Annotated in this window: 17 protein-coding genes; 6 read left to right on the forward strand and 11 right to left on the reverse strand. The window is 33.2% G+C overall.

What is annotated here, in order from left to right:
* Positions 1-54 precede the first annotated feature (54 nt).
* Entirely contained in the window at positions 55-1,017 is a 963-nt protein-coding gene (locus C8C83_RS20625) for a CorA family divalent cation transporter (RefSeq protein ID WP_121330447.1), read from the forward strand.
* 193 nt (positions 1,018-1,210) lie between these two features.
* Positions 1,211-1,459, forward strand: a complete 249-nt coding sequence (locus C8C83_RS20630; RefSeq protein WP_121330448.1) for a hypothetical protein — start codon at positions 1,211-1,213, stop codon at positions 1,457-1,459.
* Positions 1,460-1,527: 68 nt separating this feature from the next.
* Here the strand turns inward: C8C83_RS20630 and C8C83_RS20635 are convergent, their stop codons facing one another.
* The 4 genes from C8C83_RS20635 to C8C83_RS20650 all read right to left on the reverse strand — a co-directional run bounded on the left by C8C83_RS20635 (position 1,528) and on the right by C8C83_RS20650 (position 5,611).
* The gene (locus tag C8C83_RS20635) at positions 1,528-1,887 is read right to left on the reverse strand and encodes a hypothetical protein (RefSeq protein ID WP_132011879.1); all 360 of its coding nucleotides are present in this window, start codon (positions 1,885-1,887) and stop codon (positions 1,528-1,530) included.
* 365 nt (positions 1,888-2,252) lie between these two features.
* Entirely contained in the window at positions 2,253-4,016 is a 1,764-nt protein-coding gene (locus C8C83_RS20640) for a hypothetical protein (protein WP_121330449.1), read from the reverse strand.
* A 12-nt stretch (positions 4,017-4,028) separates the two neighbouring features.
* Entirely contained in the window at positions 4,029-5,009 is a 981-nt protein-coding gene (locus C8C83_RS20645) for a FecR domain-containing protein (protein ID WP_121330450.1), read from the reverse strand.
* Positions 5,006-5,611, reverse strand: coding sequence for an RNA polymerase sigma-70 factor (locus tag C8C83_RS20650; RefSeq protein ID WP_233566171.1), 606 nt, complete (start codon positions 5,609-5,611; stop codon positions 5,006-5,008). The genes C8C83_RS20645 and C8C83_RS20650 overlap by 4 nt, the downstream gene beginning before the upstream one ends.
* 351 nt (positions 5,612-5,962) lie before the next feature.
* On the opposite strand from C8C83_RS20650, the gene C8C83_RS20655 reads away from it, so the two are divergent.
* The gene (locus tag C8C83_RS20655; RefSeq protein ID WP_121330451.1) at positions 5,963-6,421 is read left to right on the forward strand and encodes an RNA methyltransferase; all 459 of its coding nucleotides are present in this window, start codon (positions 5,963-5,965) and stop codon (positions 6,419-6,421) included.
* Between the two features lie 89 nt (positions 6,422-6,510).
* On the opposite strand, the gene C8C83_RS20660 is transcribed toward C8C83_RS20655, so the two are convergent.
* The 3 genes from C8C83_RS20660 to C8C83_RS20670 form a co-directional block, all read right to left on the reverse strand.
* Positions 6,511-8,658 carry a TonB-dependent receptor gene (locus C8C83_RS20660; RefSeq protein ID WP_121330452.1) on the reverse strand — a complete coding sequence of 716 codons (2,148 nt, stop codon included), beginning with the start codon at positions 8,656-8,658 and terminating at the stop codon, positions 6,511-6,513.
* A gap of 263 nt (positions 8,659-8,921) precedes the next feature.
* On the reverse strand, positions 8,922-9,338 hold the full coding sequence (locus tag C8C83_RS20665) for a cyclophilin-like fold protein (RefSeq protein ID WP_121330453.1): 417 nt from the start codon (positions 9,336-9,338) through the stop codon (positions 8,922-8,924).
* A 48-nt stretch (positions 9,339-9,386) separates the two neighbouring features.
* Entirely contained in the window at positions 9,387-11,108 is a 1,722-nt protein-coding gene (locus C8C83_RS20670; RefSeq protein ID WP_132011880.1) for a carboxymuconolactone decarboxylase family protein, read from the reverse strand.
* A gap of 159 nt (positions 11,109-11,267) precedes the next feature.
* Here C8C83_RS20670 and C8C83_RS20675 point away from each other — a divergent pair, with 159 nt between their 5' ends.
* Positions 11,268-12,161: a helix-turn-helix transcriptional regulator gene (locus tag C8C83_RS20675; protein ID WP_121330455.1), complete on the forward strand. Its 894-nt coding sequence runs from the start codon at positions 11,268-11,270 to the stop codon at positions 12,159-12,161.
* Positions 12,162-12,237: 76 nt separating this feature from the next.
* Here C8C83_RS20675 and C8C83_RS20680 read toward each other — a convergent pair whose 3' ends face one another.
* The 4 genes from C8C83_RS20680 to C8C83_RS20695 all read right to left on the reverse strand — a co-directional run bounded on the left by C8C83_RS20680 (position 12,238) and on the right by C8C83_RS20695 (position 16,573).
* Complete coding sequence (locus C8C83_RS20680; protein ID WP_132011881.1) at positions 12,238-12,972, reverse strand: hypothetical protein; 735 nt, start codon at positions 12,970-12,972, stop codon at positions 12,238-12,240.
* A 22-nt stretch (positions 12,973-12,994) separates the two neighbouring features.
* Positions 12,995-15,376 (reverse strand): TonB-dependent receptor, encoded by a 2,382-nt coding sequence (locus C8C83_RS20685; RefSeq protein WP_121330457.1) that lies wholly within the window; start codon positions 15,374-15,376, stop codon positions 12,995-12,997.
* A 309-nt stretch (positions 15,377-15,685) separates the two neighbouring features.
* Positions 15,686-16,024: a helix-turn-helix transcriptional regulator gene (locus tag C8C83_RS20690; protein ID WP_121330458.1), complete on the reverse strand. Its 339-nt coding sequence runs from the start codon at positions 16,022-16,024 to the stop codon at positions 15,686-15,688.
* Positions 16,025-16,156: 132 nt separating this feature from the next.
* Entirely contained in the window at positions 16,157-16,573 is a 417-nt protein-coding gene (locus C8C83_RS20695) for an EamA family transporter (protein WP_121330459.1), read from the reverse strand.
* A 182-nt stretch (positions 16,574-16,755) separates the two neighbouring features.
* Between C8C83_RS20695 and C8C83_RS20700 the strand changes: the two genes are divergently transcribed.
* A complete protein-coding gene (locus tag C8C83_RS20700) occupies positions 16,756-19,206 on the forward strand; it encodes a TonB-dependent receptor (RefSeq protein ID WP_132011882.1) in 2,451 nt (816 codons plus the stop codon).
* 107 nt (positions 19,207-19,313) lie between these two features.
* Entirely contained in the window at positions 19,314-20,321 is a 1,008-nt protein-coding gene (locus C8C83_RS20705; RefSeq protein ID WP_132011883.1) for a YncE family protein, read from the forward strand.
* The last annotated feature ends 25 nt before the right edge of the window (positions 20,322-20,346 follow it).

A 20,346-nucleotide genomic window follows, 5' to 3' on the forward strand; every position in this document is an offset into this window, starting at 1 on the left:
AACCAACTGTAGTAAAAGGCACCAAAAGTAAACTACAACATAAAACTTTCATTCATGATTATTGAACTTTTAGATACCAATAAAAATATTACAAGAGTAAAAAGCATTGATGAAATTCCTAAAGACCTGAAAGGGATAAACAGTGTTCAAGTTGTAAATTATGCAAAGAAAGACATTCCCGTTTTTGAAAAGCTTTTTGATATTGACACTACAATTCTTAATAATAGCGAAGATATTGAAATCAGTTCTCATTACCTAGAATTGCAAAACCAATTAGCCTTTAATTTTTCATTTCCCTATATAACACCACAAAGTAAAGTCGAAGAAGTGATTGTTTCCTTTATTCTTAAGGAGAAAATCATGTTTTCGTTCATGGATATTAATTTTGAGAAGTTTATACCGGAAAGCAAGAAACAGGAACATTTTGATAAAATAAAAAATCTGCCTTTTACAATAGATACCTTTTTGCAAATGATGATTGGAATTGTTCCCGATTATTTTGCTGATTTGACGGAGATTATTTCAAAGAATATCAAAATAATTTATTTAAGATTACAAAAGGAAAATGACTTTTCTGAACAAGGATTAAATGAAATTACCGCTTTAAAGTTCAATAATTTTATAATCAAAGAATCTCTTAATGAGTTCAGGCGAATTTTACTAATGCTTAGAAAAAGCGATAAATTAGAAGCTGAAGTTAAAGATGCAATTCTACTGGAATTGACAGATTTAACGGTAATCAACGAATATGTGCAGAATAATTTTGAGCGTCTGGAAGATCTTAAAGATTATGTGTCAACGAGAATAGATCTTCAACAAAATAAGATTTTTAAAACACTGACGATAATAACAATGTGCATTTCTTTGCCAATGCTTGTTGCCGGAATTTACGGAATGAACTTCAAAAACATGCCGGAATTGGATTGGGAATATGGATACGTTTTTGCGATTACGCTAATACTTTTATGTTTTGTTGTGCCGTTGATATGGTTTAAACGAAAAAAATGGCTGAATTAACTAAAAATCAGCAATGAATTTCATTTTGATCAGACATAAATTTTTAAGAAATAAATGTTGTTTTAGCTTTATGAAATTGTTATTAATATGTTGATAAATAATATGTTAAAGCATATTTTTTAACAGTGGTTTCAAAGAATTAATTTTTATATTTGGAATAAGTAACTGACTTATTAATTTAAAATATTTTACTATGGATAAAGCTATAAAACTAAAAGTACGCAAGGAATTAGATGGCAAACAGCAGTTTAATATCATTAAATTGAAAGGAAGTTTAATTTCCCTTGGTTATACAGAAATAATACATATTCTGGATCAGGATGACGAATTTCATATCAACTCCTTCGAAACGCCAGTTGAAACTAAAAATGAAGTACAGGAATATATTACAGCATTTATCAGCAAAGAAAATCTTGCCGATACAATTACTCTTTACAAATAATATTCTGGCGAATTGTCTTTGAATTGGCAATTAGAAACAAAATCCAGCTGATAATTTAAAGACAAAATCTAGTTTAGTTTCTCGGTACTTTGCATTCTGAGGCAATGTTCAGTTCCAAGAAATAGGGGATTTCCATGTTTTTCAGACCAAAAACCTTCCAATACATCTTTGGTGATGCATCGGTAAACTGCGACGCCTTTATAAGTTTTATTATTTTCGCCTTTATAGCTAAAATTGATAACCAGAATATTGTCTTTGAAGAAACCGTAGCCTTTTTGTTCCTGAGTATTGTTAATAAGCCATTTTGCAATAACACGCTTATCATTGTCTAATGATAAGCTCAAAATACCTTTGTAAGTCATTTCAAGACTTTCATCCTGATTACTTCCGGAAATGGCATAATTCCCGATTAGTTCTTCTATAATCATTTATTTTTTGATGCAAATTTGAGCAAAATATGGCAAACAAACCTTGTTTTTCAATTGAAACGTGAAATTTTATTATTCTATCAATATTTAACTCCTAACGGAGTAACAATAAAACATCTCGTGGAGATTACATATTGGTAGAAATCAATTTAGTCATGTGCGTTTTTGTCCCGTAGCACAATGTCATTAAGTTAAGCTTTTATAAAATAAAATTATTGTAAAATCCGTTTTTATCCGTGTTTTTACGAAGTAAATCTGTTTTATCCGCGTCAAAATTAGACGCTGATTTTACTGATTCGCTAAAGTGAAAATGCTGATAAAAACTGATTTTCCTAATTACTATCTTAACTAGTAACTTGAATTAATTAAAACAGCGTTAGTCCAAAACTCCATCCAATCCATGCGCTTAATCCTTTGTCATTATCTTTGAAGACATTATAACGTTTTGTTCGATCGGGAACAAATGTGGAAGTAGTGATAATGCCAGGATCTTTATCATTTTTTCCATTCCAATACACATTAAAAGAAGGTCCGGCAGATATCGCAACACCTTTGAAAATGCGGAACGTAAAAGAAGAATCAAATTTACCTAACGAATTATATTGATCCCAATTGCCTAAATAAAGATATTGAGTACTAATTTCGGGATTGTATGTAAAACGCTTTCCTAATTGGATATTCTTTCCCAATCCAATCCCGAAAGAAGTTAGTTTTTCCTCTTCATTTCGTTCGCTTCTTCCTGCCATCAAAATAGTATAGAGTTTATTATCGCCCGTTTTTATGGCAAGATTTATATCTGAAATTTCATTACTTGTAATGCTGATTTTTTTATAGCCATTCTTTTTAAAGTTTAATAAACCAAAACTATAACCTGATTCTGAATCTGTAACGTTTATTAATCCAATTTGAACTCCTTTTAATTCTTTGGCATAATTAAAAATACCTGTAATTTGAGCGCCACGAACGGTATCTTTTCCAATATTATAAATACCGGAAAGTTGCAATCCGTCCTGAGAACCATTTACCGTATTTTGAATACCCGAAATTTGAAGCCCTTTTGAATCTTTTTTTACATTATTGGAAATTCCCGTTATTTGAAGTCCAATTTGCGAACCTTTTACACTATTGCGAATGCAGCTCATTTGAAGTCCTCTTAGATCGCCAAATACATTATTGTAGATTCCGGCGAGTTGAACTCCTTTAACAGACCCTCCAACCGTGTTGAACAAACCAGCCATTTGTAACGCATAGACATTCATTCGGTTAATGTTATAAAGTCCTGCCATTTCCAGTCCGCGAACTCCGCCGGTATATCCTCCCAATAAATTCAAAGAGAAACTGCTGTTAATTTGAGAATTCATCATACCGCGTGTACTGATACTGGGGATTAAAGAAGCCTGAACGGGTGCTTTGGCAATAAGTCCGCCAAGATTCAAAGACTGAATTTTTTGTTTCGAAGAAATAAAGAAACGTCCAATTCCGGTGCGCTCTACTTCAGATAAATTATCGGTGAAATAATCTGAGCCATTTTTTTGGGAATCCTTCTGAATTGTGATTTCAGAGAGTAACATCATAGTGATGCTTTTGTAATTTTCCTTCGTAACAGTCAACTCGACAGGTTGTTGCAGATTTTTTAGTTTCAATTCAAAGAAACCGTCCTTATTTGTTAATGTCGATTGCAGTGCATTTTTTTCATATACGCTGACATTCTGAATTCGTTTCTTGGTTTGAACATCAATAATATAACCGCTTACTATATTGAAGTCACCATTGACAGTGTTTTTTTCGAGTTCGAGAGAAAGTTCTAAAGGCGCGTATCTGAGAATAATAAATCCCGGAGATTCTTTATATTCATATTTATTATTTAGCAATTGATCTAAGATGTCTTTTACAGTAGATTGCTCAGAATGAATGCTAACAACACTATCTTTTGGAACTAGTTTGCTATAATAAGCAAATCTAAAACTGCCTTTTTGCTCCATTTCTTCTAAAATAGTACCTAATGTTTTTTTATCTCCATCGATAGACATTTCGTTGCCTAATATAGATTGTGCATTGGCATTAAAAAAAATACCGGAGAGAAACATGAATAAAATCCAAACGAAAATAGACTTTGAATTAATCAGCATATAAAAAAGGAATTACTTTAATAGAATTTGGTTGTTTTTACGTTCGATTTCAATCACAAATGTTTCCTGAATTACTTCTAGAATCTGATCCAGCGACTGATCCTTAAATATTGTTGTTATTGGTTTTTCCTGCAATTCAGGGTTTTTAATACTGATATTGACATTATATATTTCGTTTAATGCTTCTACCAATTCCTGTAAAGGCGTTTGATCACAAACAAGTTCTTTATTTCGGTAATAATTGTATAATCTGCCTTTGCTAATGCTTTTCAACAGCTTTAAATTGGGATCAGAAATGATTACTTTTTCACCATGTTTTAATTCTACCTGATCTTTGTTTTTGCTCACTTTTACAATTCCTGTTTCGACATCTACGGTTGTTTTTCCATTTTTGTGTTTCACATTAAAAGAAGTTCCGACTACTTGTACCGTAACATCATTAATTGTAATAATAAAAGGCTTTGATTTATCAGGAGAAACATTAAAAAAAGCTTCACCTTTTAAGGTCACCGGACGAGTATTTCCTTTGAACTTTTGAGTATAAGTCAAGGATGAATTTTTGTTTAAAGTAATGGTTGTTCCATCTGGTAAAGTATCATTTAAAGTAGTGCTTGTTGCATGTATTGTAATTAAAGTATTGGCTGATTTATTTTCGAAATAAGAATAACCTAATCCTCCTAAAGTGCTAATTAAAAGAACAGAAGCGGCAATTTGCAACCAATTGAAAGATGATTTTTTCAAGCTATTTACAGGAACATCCTTCTCCTGAATCCGATTTTGTAATCGTTTCCAGGCTGCATTTTCATCTACGGTTGTATTTTGAGCAAGTACAAGACTATCATCCCATATTTTCTTAAAATCGTTGTAATAGTTTTGGTTTTTTTCATCGGCTTTAAGCCAAATTTCTACTGTCGCATTTTCGTCTGGATCAGTTTCACCAACTAGATATTTCACTAGTAAATCATCGTTCATATTCATTTTGTTTTGGCTCATGATCTTCGGATTAAATACAATAATTGCAGTAGAAACGGAAGATATTCAACGAGTTTTAAACGTAATACTTTAAGGGCTTTTCCCATTTGATTTTCGACTGTTTTAATCGAAATATTCAATTGATCGGCTATTTGCTGATATTTAAGCTGCTCGAAACGACTGAGTTGAAAAATAGTACGACATTGCAATGGTAATTCACTAATCGCTTTTTGAATTTTGTCTTCGAGTTCAGATGTAATCATTGGATTGGATGCATCTTCATTTGAGGATTCCATATGACCTGAATATTGAATTTGAAAAGAGGACTTTATTTTTACGTGTTTAATGTGATTAAGACTCTCATTATGAACTGCTCTGTAGAGATAAGCTTTTAATGAATCATCAATTTGCAATTGATTTCTTTTTTCCCAAATCTTAAAAAATACATTTTGGACAATTTCTTCGGCAATGATATCATCTTTCATAAAAGTGTAGGCAAAAGCATGAAGATTTCTAAAATACATTTTAAAAATCTTTTCAAAAGCAGCTTCATTTCCGTTCTTTATAAAACTGATAGGATCGATATTGCTATACTCCACTAATACGTTTTGACATTCAATCAAAGATAGATACTTTTTGTATTTAATAACTCATTGGTTTAATTGCTTCATTTGTTCACTTCACTTTTAAATATTACTACAAAGCTATGCGAGGCAAATATTTGCTTATTTTAATCTTAATTTAAATTGGAAAAAAGCTATGTTTCTATGTGTTGGAAATAATTGCATTCGAACGGATTATTATTAATTGTACTGTTATTATAGAAGTAATACAATCGAATCACATTTTACCCCTATGTCGCTTTTAGTTTTTTTTGAAAAAAAAAGTTCTTTTGTTTTTAAAGGGATTTATGAGGCTACAGTTGATGTCAATAAAAATTGACTTATGTGCTTGCAGTTTGTATTTTTGCACTTATGAATGATAATTTTACAAACGAATATTTCGGGATAGGAATACAAAATGGTAAAACGCCTGAAAATTTGGGTGTTTTATGGCGAACGGCTCAAAACTTAGGCGCCACTTTTATCTTTACCATTGGTAATCGATATGCCAAACAAGCTAGTGATACTCATGATGCAGTAAAAGCAATTCCTTATTTTCATTACGATACTTTTGAAGCTTTTTTTGAAAACCTTCCAAAAGGAGCGCGAATAGTGGGTGTTGAATTAGATGAAAAAGCTTCAGATTTAGAAACTTTTGAACATCCAAGACGTTGTGTTTACTTACTGGGAGCAGAAGATCATGGCTTATCCAAAAAAGTAATGGAGAAGTGCCATCACTTAGTAAAATTTAAATCACAAAAAAGTTTAAATGTCGCCGTAGCAGGAAGTATTGTTATGTATGACAGAAACTTGCCAAAACCACGATCTTAAAACCAGTAAATTTAAAGCTACTATAAATCAAAAACCCTCCAAAATAAAGTGATTTTGGAGGGTTTTGATTTTAAGTGATAAAAGAGATTCTAGAATGCCTGCGTAAAGCTAACAGTCAAGCGAGTTCCATTTTCTTTTACATAATTCATATTGCTGGATTGCCATTGCGAAATAACGCTATAATAATCTTTATTGAATAAGTTTTCTACACCTAAACGGATCGTACTTTTTTCTTTGAAAGTATAACTTGAAGAAAGGTTAAAAGCCGTAAAAGATTTTATAGGTCCAGTTCCGTAAGTATAAGCTCCGTTAACGGGTTGAAATCTGTCTCTTCCTGTTGAGCTTATCATTTGCAAAAAGATCGACCAGTCTTCAATTGGTCTAAAAACGGTATAAGCGGCTATTTTTGGCGGATTTATACGATCTCCCCCCAAATATACTTTTTTGTCTGCAAGTTCACGTTTTCCTTCTGTAAAAGAATAGTTTGCTCCAATATCCAGTTTTGGATGAAGACGATATTTTGCTGACAATTCAAAACCATAAATCTTTTCTGGTGAACGTGAAATCTGCGGATTACCATCGACATAAACATAAGAAGCTCCCAATTTTGAAGTACTATAATAAACGGCTCCTTCATAAGAAAGCTTATCTAAAGCTCCGGAAAATCCAAATTCATAATTATTTGCCGTAACAGCTTTTATCGAAGTATTGTTTACTGTATTTTCTTTTGCAGCGCGCAGCACCAAACCTAAATCAGCAACGCTGAAACTCTGAGAAAAACTTACAAAAGGTTTAAACAATGTCCATTTTGTATAACGAAGTCCGGCATTGAACATAAGTGCATTAAAATCTAATGCGCCACCATTTACGGCGATTCCGCCTCCAACGTAAGTTCCGTTTACATAGTTACGAATACCAATTGTTGTATAATCTGGTACATCGATGTTTACATTTTCAAGCCTTAATCCGGTTTTTAAAACCAAATTTGGTCCAAACATATTTTTAAGTTGGAAATAAGGCGCCAGATTGTTCATTTTCATTTCTGGAATTACCAATCTGCCGTCTGTAAGATGCGTATCTGTAATGTCCGAAAGAATATCCAATCCATACGTTAAGTTACCTGATATAAGAGAACTGAATTCATATGGTGTATTTAAATTAAGACGAAAACCTAACTTTTTACTTTGTGTTGCCGGCTGTCCGTTATTTTCAAAGAAATCACTATAATTAATTAGTGTTAGGTAATCTTGGAAATAAAGAGAGGCATTCAAATCCGTATTTCCAATAATATTCTTTCCTATATAGCTTAAACTTGCATTATGATTGTACGGAGTTCCTTCCGGTTCTCCTGGTCGTTTTCCTTTGACACCAATTGTTGGAGAATCAAAATTGCCATAAACTCCTGCTTTTGCTATATAATCCGTATGTTGCGTACTTTGGAAATAATTATACATTACTTCCAGGCGATTATTTGGATTTATATCATAACCAATTTTCGCAAAAGCATTATAGTTTTTAAGATCGTTCATTCCGTATTCTGGAGAAAGCACGCGTCCTTTGGCATCACGATAAAGACCAGTTTCTTCATAACGTCCGCTTACAACATAATCGATTTTATTTATTTTTCCTGTAAAGAGTTGAGACACAAAGAAACCCGCTGTTCCTTTGGGCTTAACAAGAGAGAAATTTGTCCCAGCCTCAGTTGATCCGCTTATTGCTTTATCAGTATTTGCTTTTTTGGTAATATAATTGATCAAACCACCATCTGCGCCATTTCCATAAATTGCAGTTGCTCCTTTAATAACTTCTACACGATCTAAAACTGTAGGATCGAGAGAACGCATATCTTTTGCTCCATCTCTAAGCGGCGTAGATTGCGGAATACCGTCAATCATTACCAATACTCGGCGTCCGCGCAAGGTTTGACCTAAATTTTGAGTTCTATTAGTTGTAAATCCTAAACCAGGAACCGTTGCGCCCAATATATCGCTAAGATTTGAGCTAATGTTTAATTGTTGTTGTATTTGCTTTTTTGATAATAAAGTAACCGAAGAAGGAACTTCGTTTAAGATTTCAGCCTTTCTGGAAGCAGAAACAACAATTTCCTGCAATTCGTTATCGTTTTTTGATTTGTCAGGTAAAATGGTATCCCGAGCTTTTGTATTTGTTTTTGAAGTTTGTTGTGCAGAAAGTGAACTTATTGACAAGAACACTAAAAGTAAAGCATAAATTCGCATGATTAATTCTTATTTGGATTTAATTAAAATAGCTGTAAATATAGCAAATCTAATACATAAAATAAGAGTAGGGAAGGCTTTAATTATGGCATTTTTGCTGTTTGTTTCTGCGTTTTCTGTCGGAAAGAATAACGTAAAAAGTTAGATATCACAAAATCAGTTTAATAGTGTTTTTTGTGTAGTTTTTAAATTGATATTTTTTTCAAACTTGAAATGAATTATATTATAAAAAACCTCCATTATTTCTAATGGAGGTTGTATGTTTAGTTTTGAGCAATTTCAAATTTAACTTGCATAGCATCAGATTCTTTAAAAATTTCAATTCCTTTTTCAATTTTAGCCAAAACAATTAATCCTGCTTTTATTTCATGATCGTCCTGATTATAGAATACGGCAATTCCTCCGCCAAGCCAATACGCAATATCACCTTTTTGGAAAGATGTTTTTACCTTTCCGTTTTTGGACAATTCTCTTGAAATTCCGCTGTATTTTTCTCTTCCGCTAAGATCATTCATGTTCAATGTTAAAGGCAACATTTTTATAAAGTCTTTTGTCGTTTCACTATCCTTGAATTCTGCATATAGAACTGTTTTGCCAGTTGTTATTTTCAATTTTTGGCTTTGACCAAATAAAGAAACCGTACTTAATATCATAAATAGAAAAGCGATTAAATTTTTCATGTAAAGATTGTATTTCAGATTTCTACGAAGTTAGAATCTAATTTCGGCTTATAAAAATTTTGAATAAAATTGCGTTAGTTTAGAAACTGCCTGATTTACATATTCCGGTTTCCAATAGGTTTCTATATGAGTTGCGCCTTCGATAAGAAATAATTCTTTATTTTTTGCATTGACAGCTTTTCCAAATGCATCTTCTGTCATATAATAAGAATCTGCTTTGCTTCCTGCAATCATCAACAAAGGCTGCTCAATTAAATCCATATTGGTTGAAGCATCCCAAGTCATTAAATCTAATAAACTGCTTAAAGTATATTTTGCACTTGAATTTGGGTGTGGGTAAGTTATGCTATAATATTCAATTCCTTGTCTGTATAAATCTACCGGAATACTGGCAATTTGTTCTTTTGTCATAGGCGTTGTACTATTGTTTGCATATAGAATTTCGCCTCCTGCTGCTTCTTGCGCTCTCGCATCTGAAGCTTGTTTTAACCTTTCCTGAATTGTTGCAAGCTGCGAATTCATATAACCATTACGTCTTACAAGACCGGAATTAAACATACTCAAAGTCGCAACTGTTTTAAATCTTTTATCTGATTGTGCCGCTTTCAAAGAATAACCTCCACCGCCACAAATACCTAGCAATCCAAGTCTTGATGCGTCAACTCCTGCATATTGCGAGATGAAATCTGCCATAGCATAAATATCTTCGATTCGGTTTGCAGGTTTATCGACATTTCTGGGAAAACCGCCACTTCCGCCTTGATAAGCGGCATCCGCAGTAATCGTAATATAACCTTGTTCTGCGAGATGTTGCGCATATAAACCTGCGACTTGCTCTTTTACACCGCCATTTGGATGTGCGATAACTATAGCAGGATATTTGTTTGCGGGATTATAATTAGGAGGTGTATAAACGTTTGCCGCTATAGCAATATCTTTGATTTTATAACTAACCGGATTAATGTTTACTTTTCCTTTTACATTTTCGGTTATTGCGCCATCATAAACCAAAGTATAAGGATTTTGATTGCTTTTTATAGTTTCATTATTTTTCATGTAAATATTTTTTAAAATTTCTTTCATTGAATTGCTTTCTGCAGGACCTACTTTATTTTTAAGAATGGTGGCAATATCGTTCAGTTGTGTTTCTGTAATTCCGTTATAAATACCAACATTTATATGAGAACGCAATTGTATTTCGGCATTGCCCAAACTTGCTAATGTTGTTATTGTAACGATTTCTCTGGTTTTAAAATCTAAAATATCACGACTGAAAATGTCCGCAAAAAGATGTTCTTTTAAAAAAATATCAATTATCGGAGCAAAATCAGCTGTGCTAGTTTTCATTTCTTTGCCCAATAATTTAGTTTGTAAAGCTGTTCCTTTTTTTAGTTTGTTTTCATTGGTTAGAACAGGAGAAGATTCTTTTCCTATTTCATCGTGAATTCCATTTTTTTTGCGTTCCTCCAGCACTGTAATAAAGGTACTTAAAGCATTTAGAGTACGCGGAAAACCTGCATAAGCATAGATTTGAACCATTATTTCTTTGATTTCATTAATACTTAAACCGGCATCTAATCCGGTGTTTAATGAAATTCTAAGTTGTTGCGTATCGCCTTTGGCTGTAAATGCAGCTATCGGAACTATGCTTTGTTCTTTTTGAGTTAAGGATTTATCTGATTTCATTTTTGTCTGAGCGCTTAATGAAGTTATAAATGCAAATTGAATTGTAAGTAGCAGTAAAACTTTAATTGATTTTATGTATTTCATATTGAAGTGTTTAAATTGATAATGCAAAGTTCTGTTAATTATAAAAAAGAGCGCTTATATCAATTACGGGATTACTTACCAATATTACGGATTGAGATATGTTTAAGAAAAAACGGTGATTTATTTTATAGTTTTGTATAGAATTAAACCATATTTAAGATGGATGATATTATAAAATTTGATACAATAAGTCAATACAATGCTTTTAATAAGCAGGAAACGCTGCATCCTTTAATAAGTCTTGTTTACTTAGATAATGCAGATCCAAGACAACACCGAAAATTGAATTATAGTTTTTATACAATTTTTTTGAAACAAGTCTATTGTGGTGATTTACGTTATGGATTGAGTAACTATGATTATGAAGAAGGAACATTGATTTTTTTGGCTCCCGGACAAGTTATCGGTCAAAATAGTGACGAATATTATCAGCCTCAGGGAATTGCGTTAGTATTTCATCCTGATTTATTGCATGGTACATCACTTGGTAAAAAGGTTCAGAATTACAGCTTTTTTTCTTACGCTTCAAACGAAGCATTGCATTTATCCGAACAGGAAAAACAAATAATTTTAGATTGTCTCACCAAGATTAATCATGAGTTGAAACATGCAATTGATAAACACAGTAAACATTTGATTGTAGCAAATATTGAACTGTTTTTAGATTATTGTACTCGTTTTTACGACCGACAATTTATAACGAGAGATACAGTGCATAAAGGAGTTTTGGAAAGGTTTGAAGATTTATTGAATAGTTATTTTTCATCTGATAAACCTTTGAAAATGGGATTGCCCGCAGTTGCCTATTTTGCTGATGAACTTAATTTATCGCCTAATTATTTTGGAGATTTAATAAAAAAAGAAACAGGCAAAACCGCTCAGGAATACATACAATCTAAAGTTATTGAAGTTGCAAAAGAAAGAATATTTGACCAGAGTAAATCTCTGAGCGAAATTGCTTATACATTGGGATTTAAGTATCCACAGCATTTTACGCGATTGTTTAAACAAAGAGTTGGAGTTTCACCAAATGAATACAGACTCTTAAATTGACTTTAGAAATAAAAAAACGCTTAAAATAGATTCTACTTTAAGCGTTTTTTTATTATAAAAATGTCATTACAATAACTTATTGATATAACAAATAGTAATTGCAACGATGACGTTTACTGCCATAATTAACATTCAAATAGGTTCCGGAAACTGGTTCTTTCCAATCTTGTCTTATGATATATAATCCTTTCATTGTGGGATAAAAAACAGCTTCACCATCTTTATTCAGAACCAATTCTTTCTCCCAATTCTCCGGATTAAAAACACGCAATTTTGTTCCCGCTTTTGAAGGTTTTCCATCGAAAAAAGCTTTAACCGTTATTTTCCCATTCTCAGAAATGGTCACCAAATCAAGTTTCTGAATTGGATTAATATCAATTGCTTTTGAATCACCAATATTATAAATCGCTGCAATATAATCAACTGGTAAAACATTTTCTCCTCCCGAAGCAGAGCGATCTACAACGGGATGTTTATCATTAATTCCGATAATTCGATATTGTCCTTCACTTTTTGGAGTAAAAACCGCCAACCAGGAATCTTTTTGAAGTGTAAGTTTCAATTCCTGTTCATTGCCTTTAGAATCTACAATTCGCAATTTAAAATCTCCTGCCAATTGAAGTTCTTTTCCGGTATCTCTGTGTCTTACGCCATATTCGTCCATACTTCCATAGCATAGTTCGATGTTTACAGATTCATTGGCTTTGCCCGAACCTTTTACATCAATCCAATAAGCGCTTGCCATTATTTTTGGACTAGCTAAATAGAGGCAAAAACTAAAAAAGATCTTGATTAACAGCTTATTTTTCATTTAATATATCTTTTGTATTGATTTAGAATTTCAAAGCAAAACTACCAATAAATTGAGCAGGAGCTTGAGGAGTTAGTCTCACGTTCCAAGCTTTTTCGCTGGTAAGGTTATTCACTTTGAAGCTAATTCTGTATTTCGGCTGATCGTAATATAAAGCCGCATCCAACATTTTATATTCCGGAATTGTAACCTTTGTAGTTTGGGTATTGATCACGTAAGACATACTTCCGTAATTACCACCAAAACCGGCACCAAAACCTTCAAATTTACCTTCGGGTACACGGTAACTTAACCACACGTTCACTGTATTTGCAGGACCAGAAAGGGCAGGGCGTAAGCCATTTACTGATGTATCAGCTTTTGTATATTTGCTGTCATTATAAGCATATCCGGCAATTACATTGAATCCTGAAAATGGATTTGCAGTAAATTCTGCTTCAAAACCTTTACTTCTCTGTGTACCATCCTGAATAGAATAAGTAGGATCTGTAGGATCTTGTCTTAACGAATTTGCAACTTGAATATCATAATAACTCAATGTTCCAACAAGACGGTGCTCAAAAACATCTCCTTTTACACCAAATTCTAATTGATTTGCATGTTCCGGTTTGAATGCCGTTCCGTCAAGAGCTTGTCCGCTTTTGTTAAGGAAACCATTCATATAATTCGAAAATAATGATAAATGATCTTTGCTTAATTCATAAACTAATCCCATTTTTTGAGAAAGAGAAGTTTGGTTGTATGGTCCCGCAGAAGTTCCATTTGCACCAATTCCGCCGGCAGTAACACCAGTTGCAATGTTGTAAACACCAAGATATTCATAACGATCAACACGCAAACTTGCCATTGCTAATAATCGGTCAGTTATATTAAAAACATCAGAAACATAAGCTGCATACGTATTGTCTCTGTTTTTTTCTTTACGCAAAGTACCTTTTCCTGCCTGAGCCATTGCATTTACAATTTGCAGATTTGTTCCTGAGTTTGCAGGAGGATTTATAAAATCAAAAGTATCAGTATTGATTGTTAATCGGTCAAAATCGTTGTAATTATTGTAATAATCCAATCCAATAACCATACGGTTTCTAAACTTTCCGATTTTAAAATCACCAATAAAATTCTGTTGAAGATCTGTCGCGATAAAGTTTGTATTACCAGAAATTACCTGAACACGAGCCGTAGTATCACTCAATGCATTAATTGCCGTGATGTTACCATCGATAGTAGATCTGGCTCTTGAGAAAATAGTTTGCGAAGTCCATTCTTCGGATATTTTATAATTAATCTGTCCAAAGATATTTAGCATTTGAGTATTGTAAACCAAATCATTACTCATGAAAGTTCTTTCGTAAGGGAAAGCGATATCAACAATAGATCTCGTTGTATTACTTTTATTGAAAGGGTTGAAACGCACTACAGAAGTACCCTCTTCCTGACCAAATTCTACATCAAGTAACAACGAAAGTTTGTCTGTGATTTGGTAAGAGAAACTTGGCGCAATACTTATGTTTTTTGTAAAACCAAGATCCTGAAAACTTTTTTGCTGCGTTGTAGCACCGTTAAGTCTGAACAATGCAGTTTTATCTTCGTTTACCGGAGTATTCACATCTACAGTAAGACGATTTAAATTGTAACTTCCTCCTGAATAAGAAACTTCTCCGCCAAAATCATTATAAGGTTTTTTGGTTACACGGTTGTAAACACCTCCATAACTACTAGCTACACTTGCTCCAAACAAAGTTGCCGAAGGTCCTTTAATAGCTTCAATGCGTTCTAAATTTACCGGATCTATTGAAGAGAAAGCTTGTCCGGCTACACCATTTCGTGCATTAGGTTCTGTTTCAAATCCGCGGGAACGAAAAGTTACACGTCCTTGATTAGCAATCATTGGAATACCTGCGCCAGGAACGTTTTTAGAAATACTTCCCAAGTCAACCGCAGATTGTTCAATAATAACTTCTTTAGAAACGGTATTGTAAACCTGTGGATTTTCAAGATTTTTAAGAGGAAGACGCGCAACATATTTACTTTCTTTTTTAGAAAATCTGTTTACAGCGCCAGAAACCGTTACTTCTTGTAAAGCCATAACATTTTCTTCGGGTAATTGATAATCAACCGTTGCAATTCCTCCGGCAGTTACAGTAGTTTCAATATCTTTTTCAGCAGCTCCCAACGCCTGAATTTTGATATGATAAGTTGCAGCAGGAATATTTTTGAAGCTATAATTACCATTTACATCAGTAAGTGTAGAACGGTTTAATTCGACTATAGAAACAGAAGCTGAGGCAAAAGGCTGACCGTCAACAAGTTTAACCTGTCCGGAAATTACGCCCGTAGTTTGGGCAAAAACAGTAGTTGTGCTTACTAGTAGAGTTACCAGAAAACAGTATAAAAATTTGTGCATAAAAATTAAATTGTAGGTGTTTATAAGAGCCGCAAAAATAAACAATTATTTAGATTCAGTCTTAATAAAAGCTTTTAAATAACGATAAATTAAACTTTGTTATAAAAGATAAGAATTCAGAATTTTTACAAAAAGATTATTACAGACTCGATTTTATTTTATGTTAAAGCTTGCAAATATGATATTGAACTTTGAATTAAAAGCATGAGATTTGAGATTCACATTCTGTAATATGTGAAAATATTGGAGAAAATTGTGTGTTCTTTAATGTATTCGAGTGAAAAAGAAATAGGTATTTGCGAAAGTTTGTTAGCGATCTTTAGACTCGTATTTTTTTAGTCTTTCTTTAAGCTCTTGGTTTTCTTTGGTTAGAAACTCAATTTTTTCAAGTAAAGAAGCCGGAAGGACTTCGAATTGTTTATTGAGGTTATGAGATATTATATTTTTTCTAACATTATCTTCAAATACATCTTCTTTTTTTACGCCCAGAACTTCGGTTATTTTACTCCATTCTTCCTCAGTTATATCAATTACCCCTCTTTCTTTTCGGCTATAGGTCGCCTGTGTCATGGCAAGACGATCTGCCATCACTTCCTGGGTTATGTCTCGTTCTAACCGTAATTGCTTTAATTTGATTTTCTTTTTCAATAAAGAGGACTTATAGAATTTTGAGTTTGATTGGAAATTAAAAATAAATAAAACTATCTGAAACTTGTTTTTGTAAGTGCTATCTTAAGCAGAAATTAATTTTAGTGCCAAAGCCAAATATTGCATTTGTAATTAGCTGTATATAATTATTATTGTTCCTCCAATAATCATAATAACGCCTATAATCCCAAGCGGACTAATTTTTTCGTTTAAAAAAATTACTGAGAGAACTATAGCAATGGCGACACTTAATTTATCGACCGGCGCTACTTGCGAAACTTTCCCAACTTGTAGAGCTTTAAAATAAAATATCCATGATAAACCTGTTGCAATTCCCGAAAGGCATAGAAAAATCAGATTTTGCTTCGTCAATAAATGAATGCTGTTTGTGCCGCCTCTGAAAAAGGCAATTCCCCACGCGAGAATCAGGATAATAACAGTTCTGATTGCTGTAGCCAAATCTGTGTCAACACCTTTAATTCCCATTTTAGCAAAAATTGCTGTCAGCGCAGCAAAGAATGCTGAAAGCAACGCAAATATCCACCACATAATTCTTGATTTTTTGAATTGATTAAAAACAAAGTAAATTCACGATTTAGTTTTAATTCTGAATTTTTAAAGTTTAGACTGTTTTTTTAGTTTCGAGTTTGGATATTAAGAAAGCGTTATAAATTATTTCATTCAGGATAAATTCAGAATTAGGATATTATTTTGCGGTATAAATTTTTGATATGCGTTATTTTATACTAAGCCTGATTTCATTATTCTCCTTCGCAGTTGCTGCACAATCCCCAAATACAAAAGGTAAAATCACCGGAAAAGTGATCGATTCCGAAACCAAAATTCCGATAGAAATGGCAATAGTGAGTGTCTATAAAATAGGAGAAACCAAAGTGCTAAATGGCCAGACTACAGATCAAAACGGAGCGTTTGTCATTGATAATCTTCCTGTTGGAGAATACAGAATCACGGTTGATTTTATAAGTTATAAAGAAGTTTTATTCAATACAATAAAAGTAAATTTCGATTTAGTAAATCTTGGAAATATTTCTTTAGCGCCTTCATCCAATCAACTTGATGAAGTAAAAATTGTTTCAAAAACTCAGACCGTTCAAAACAAAATCGACAAAATGGTTTACAATACTGCCAATGATTTGACAAGTCAAGGCGGCGTTGCTACTGATATTTTAAAGAATGTTCCGATGGTAAGTGTCGATATTGACGGAAATGTAGAATTACAGGGAAATCCTAACATTCGGTTTTTAATCAACGGAAAACCTTCAAGTATATTTGGCGCCAGTGTTTCGGATGCATTGCAGTCAATTCCGGCAAGTCAAATCAAAAGTATTGAGGTAATAACAAGTCCTGGGGCAAAATATGACGCTGCAGGAACTGGCGGAATTATAAATATTGTTTTAAAAGAAAGCAAAGTTCAGGGCATTAACAGCAGCATTAATTTATCAGCTGGAACGCGTCTTGAAAATGGTTCTTTTAACCTAAATGCACGAAAAGGGAATTTTGGAATTGGAGTTTATTTTAGCGGAAACAAACAATTAAATACGAAAACAAAAAGCTCGAGTGACCGTATTTCGTACAATGCAACGAGAGATAGTATCAATAGATTGTATCAAAATGGAGTAAATCCTTTTACCAGAAGCGGATACCAAACCGGGATAAATGCAAACTGGAGTATAACACCAAAAGATGAATTAACGGCTACTTTGGGCTACAATCATTTTGAGAATAATTCCTCAGGAATGACATTGCAAGATCAGACTTCATCATTGTCTAACGGAACGGTTTTATCGGAAATTATAAGTGAAAGAAATTCAGTAAGTAATTTTAAAAATAATGCTACCGATTGGAGTTTAGGCTATAAAAAGACCTTTGAGAGGGAAGATCAGGAATTGAATTTTCTGGTAACATCAAGTTATGGAAGAAGCCAAAATGATGCTTCACAACAAACTGCTTTTCAGGATAATGTTGATCCCGTTTCCGGATTAAGAAGTAATAATCCCGGGAAAGATCATCAAATGGATTTCTCTCTTGATTTTGTGCGTCCGCTTGCTAAGGGATTTACACTCGAAATGGGATCAAAAGTTTCCTTGGAGAAAATCGATAATAATGTCGTAACCGATACTCTGGCAACAGACGGATCGTATATAAATAATCAGGGACAAACGTACGCTTTTCAATACAAGAGAAAAATTTATGCAGCTTATTTATCGACGTCTTTTGCCTTGTTCAATAACTTTCTGGAAGGAAGAGCAGGACTTCGATACGAGCGTACCAATACAACTGCTGATTTCATTGGCGTTTCTATTCCGGATTATAATACTTTTGCGCCCTCTTTTACGGTTCAGCATAAATTTAGTGAAGATCAGTCTATAAAATTCGCTTATAGTTATCGTATCGAAAGACCAGATTACGAAGAGCTGAATCCGTTTTTTAATATCAGTGATCCGCATAATATCAGTACGGGAAATCCATTTTTAAAACCCGAAATAGGCAATCGTTTTGAATTGGGTTACAGCAAAACATTTGTAAATAATGCCAATATTTATTTCTCAGGATATTACAGAAGAAATACAGACGATATTCAAAGTTTTAGCACATTTCATTCTGTTTTAGACGTAAACGGAACGCAATATACAGATGTTACGTTAACGCAGCGCTACAACGTTGGAACACAAACCGATATTGGAGTAAGTATATTTGGATCTGTTAAACTGGATGATAAACTGAACATCAGAACGACTCTTGAATTTGGAGATCGTACTACTACAAATCCGGCTTTGCCAACTGTGAGCGGTTTTAATTACAGAGCAAATTTGAATTTAAGTTATCAGTTTGCGCCTACGATGATGGGAGAGATATTTGGAAATTACCGTTCTTCTCAGAAAAATATTCAAGGCGATCGTCCAGCTTCCTTTTTTTATAATCTGGCTTTGAGAAAGCAATTTTTACATAAAAATGCAAGTTTGGGAATTACTATGGCAAATCCTTTTAATAAGTATATGAGCCAAAGATCTACGCGATATGGCGAAAGTTTTAATCAAATAAATATTAAGGAAATTCCGGTTCAGTCTTTTGGGATTTCGCTTAGCTATAAATTCGGAAAACTCGAGTTTAAAAAAGGAGAATCGGACAATAATAATGATCCGCAACAGCCAACAATTTAATCCAAAATACAGCAATACTTAATGCAATATTAAGAATCATACAAGGCTTAATTCAGAATTAATTCAGGATTGAGAACCAACTTTGTATTGAATTTAAATTGCTTATTATGAAATATTTATCGCTGATTTTGTTTTTGTTTTTCGTTCCTTTTTTAAAGGCTCAAAATATAAAATTATCCAAAGAAATTAAAGTCGGAGGAAATTTAGGATGGGATTATTTATCTGTTGATGAAGCTTCACAGCGATTATTTGTTTCTCACGGAAATGTGGTGAATGTTATTGATCTAAAAACAGAAAAAGTAATAGGCACAATATCCGATACAAAAGGAGTTCATGGGATTGCAATTGCCAATGATCTTAACAAAGCTTTTATAACCGATGGTGCTGAAAATGCTGTAACGGTAATCAATTTAAACACATTTGAACTTATTGAAAAAGTAGCGATCCAAGGCATAAAACCTGATGCTGTACTTTATGATAAATTTTCAAAGAAAGTTTTTGTCTTTAATGCTAAAACTAATGATGCCACGGTTCTGGATGCATTGACGAATAAAGTTGTCAAAACAATTCCGCTTGATGGAAAACCTGAATTTTCGGTTACTAATGCTAAAGGATTGGTGTACGTAAATATTGAAGACAAAAATCAGATAAAAGTTATAGATGCCACCAAATTAGAAGTATTGCATTCCTGGGATATTTCGCCTGGTGATGAACCTTCTGGATTGGCTTTCGATTCAGATAACAATAGACTTTTTAGTGTTTGTGGAAATTCAATTTTGGTAGTAACCAACGCAGATACGGGAAAAGTTATCACAAAACTTCCTATAGATGAAGGTTCTGATGGTGTTTTTTTCGATGAAAAAAGAAAACTGGTTTTTAGTTCAAACGGATCAGGAACGCTGTCTGTTATTAAACAAAAAGATAAAGACCATTATGCGGTTCTACAAACCGTAAAAACGGCTAAAGGCGCCAGAACGCTCACAATGAGTAAAGCTACAGGCACTTTGTATCTTCCAACAGCGAGTTTTGGAGAAGCTCCGGCTGCAACAAATGATAATCCAAATCCACGTGCGCCAATTACGCCGGATTCTTTTAAGATTCTCGTGCTAAAGTAATTTGATATAATTTTTGAAAAGCAAA

The organism is Flavobacterium sp. 90, from assembly GCF_004339525.1.
Taxonomy (GTDB): domain Bacteria; phylum Bacteroidota; class Bacteroidia; order Flavobacteriales; family Flavobacteriaceae; genus Flavobacterium.

Bases quoted from the DNA above. Each gene is read 5' to 3' on its own strand.
- C8C83_RS20705 (WP_132011883.1), top strand. From the start codon at position 19,314: ATGAAATATTTATCGCTGATTTTGTTTTTGTTTTTCGTTCCTTTTTTA.
- C8C83_RS20700 (WP_132011882.1), top strand. From the start codon at position 16,756: ATGCGTTATTTTATACTAAGCCTGATTTCATTATTCTCCTTCGCAGTT.
- C8C83_RS20685 (WP_121330457.1), bottom strand. From the start codon at position 15,376: ATGCACAAATTTTTATACTGTTTTCTGGTAACTCTACTAGTAAGCACA.
- C8C83_RS20680 (WP_132011881.1), bottom strand. From the start codon at position 12,972: ATGAAAAATAAGCTGTTAATCAAGATCTTTTTTAGTTTTTGCCTCTAT.
- C8C83_RS20660 (WP_121330452.1), bottom strand. From the start codon at position 8,658: ATGCGAATTTATGCTTTACTTTTAGTGTTCTTGTCAATAAGTTCACTT.
- C8C83_RS20645 (WP_121330450.1), bottom strand. From the start codon at position 5,009: ATGAGCCAAAACAAAATGAATATGAACGATGATTTACTAGTGAAATAT.
- C8C83_RS20635 (WP_132011879.1), bottom strand. From the start codon at position 1,887: ATGATTATAGAAGAACTAATCGGGAATTATGCCATTTCCGGAAGTAAT.
- C8C83_RS20655 (WP_121330451.1), top strand. From the start codon at position 5,963: ATGAATGATAATTTTACAAACGAATATTTCGGGATAGGAATACAAAAT.
- C8C83_RS20665 (WP_121330453.1), bottom strand. From the start codon at position 9,338: ATGAAAAATTTAATCGCTTTTCTATTTATGATATTAAGTACGGTTTCT.
- C8C83_RS20640 (WP_121330449.1), bottom strand. From the start codon at position 4,016: ATGCTGATTAATTCAAAGTCTATTTTCGTTTGGATTTTATTCATGTTT.
- C8C83_RS20625 (WP_121330447.1), top strand. From the start codon at position 55: ATGATTATTGAACTTTTAGATACCAATAAAAATATTACAAGAGTAAAA.
- C8C83_RS20675 (WP_121330455.1), top strand. From the start codon at position 11,268: ATGGATGATATTATAAAATTTGATACAATAAGTCAATACAATGCTTTT.
- C8C83_RS20630 (WP_121330448.1), top strand. From the start codon at position 1,211: ATGGATAAAGCTATAAAACTAAAAGTACGCAAGGAATTAGATGGCAAA.
- C8C83_RS20670 (WP_132011880.1), bottom strand. From the start codon at position 11,108: ATGAAATACATAAAATCAATTAAAGTTTTACTGCTACTTACAATTCAA.
- C8C83_RS20695 (WP_121330459.1), bottom strand. From the start codon at position 16,573: ATGTGGTGGATATTTGCGTTGCTTTCAGCATTCTTTGCTGCGCTGACA.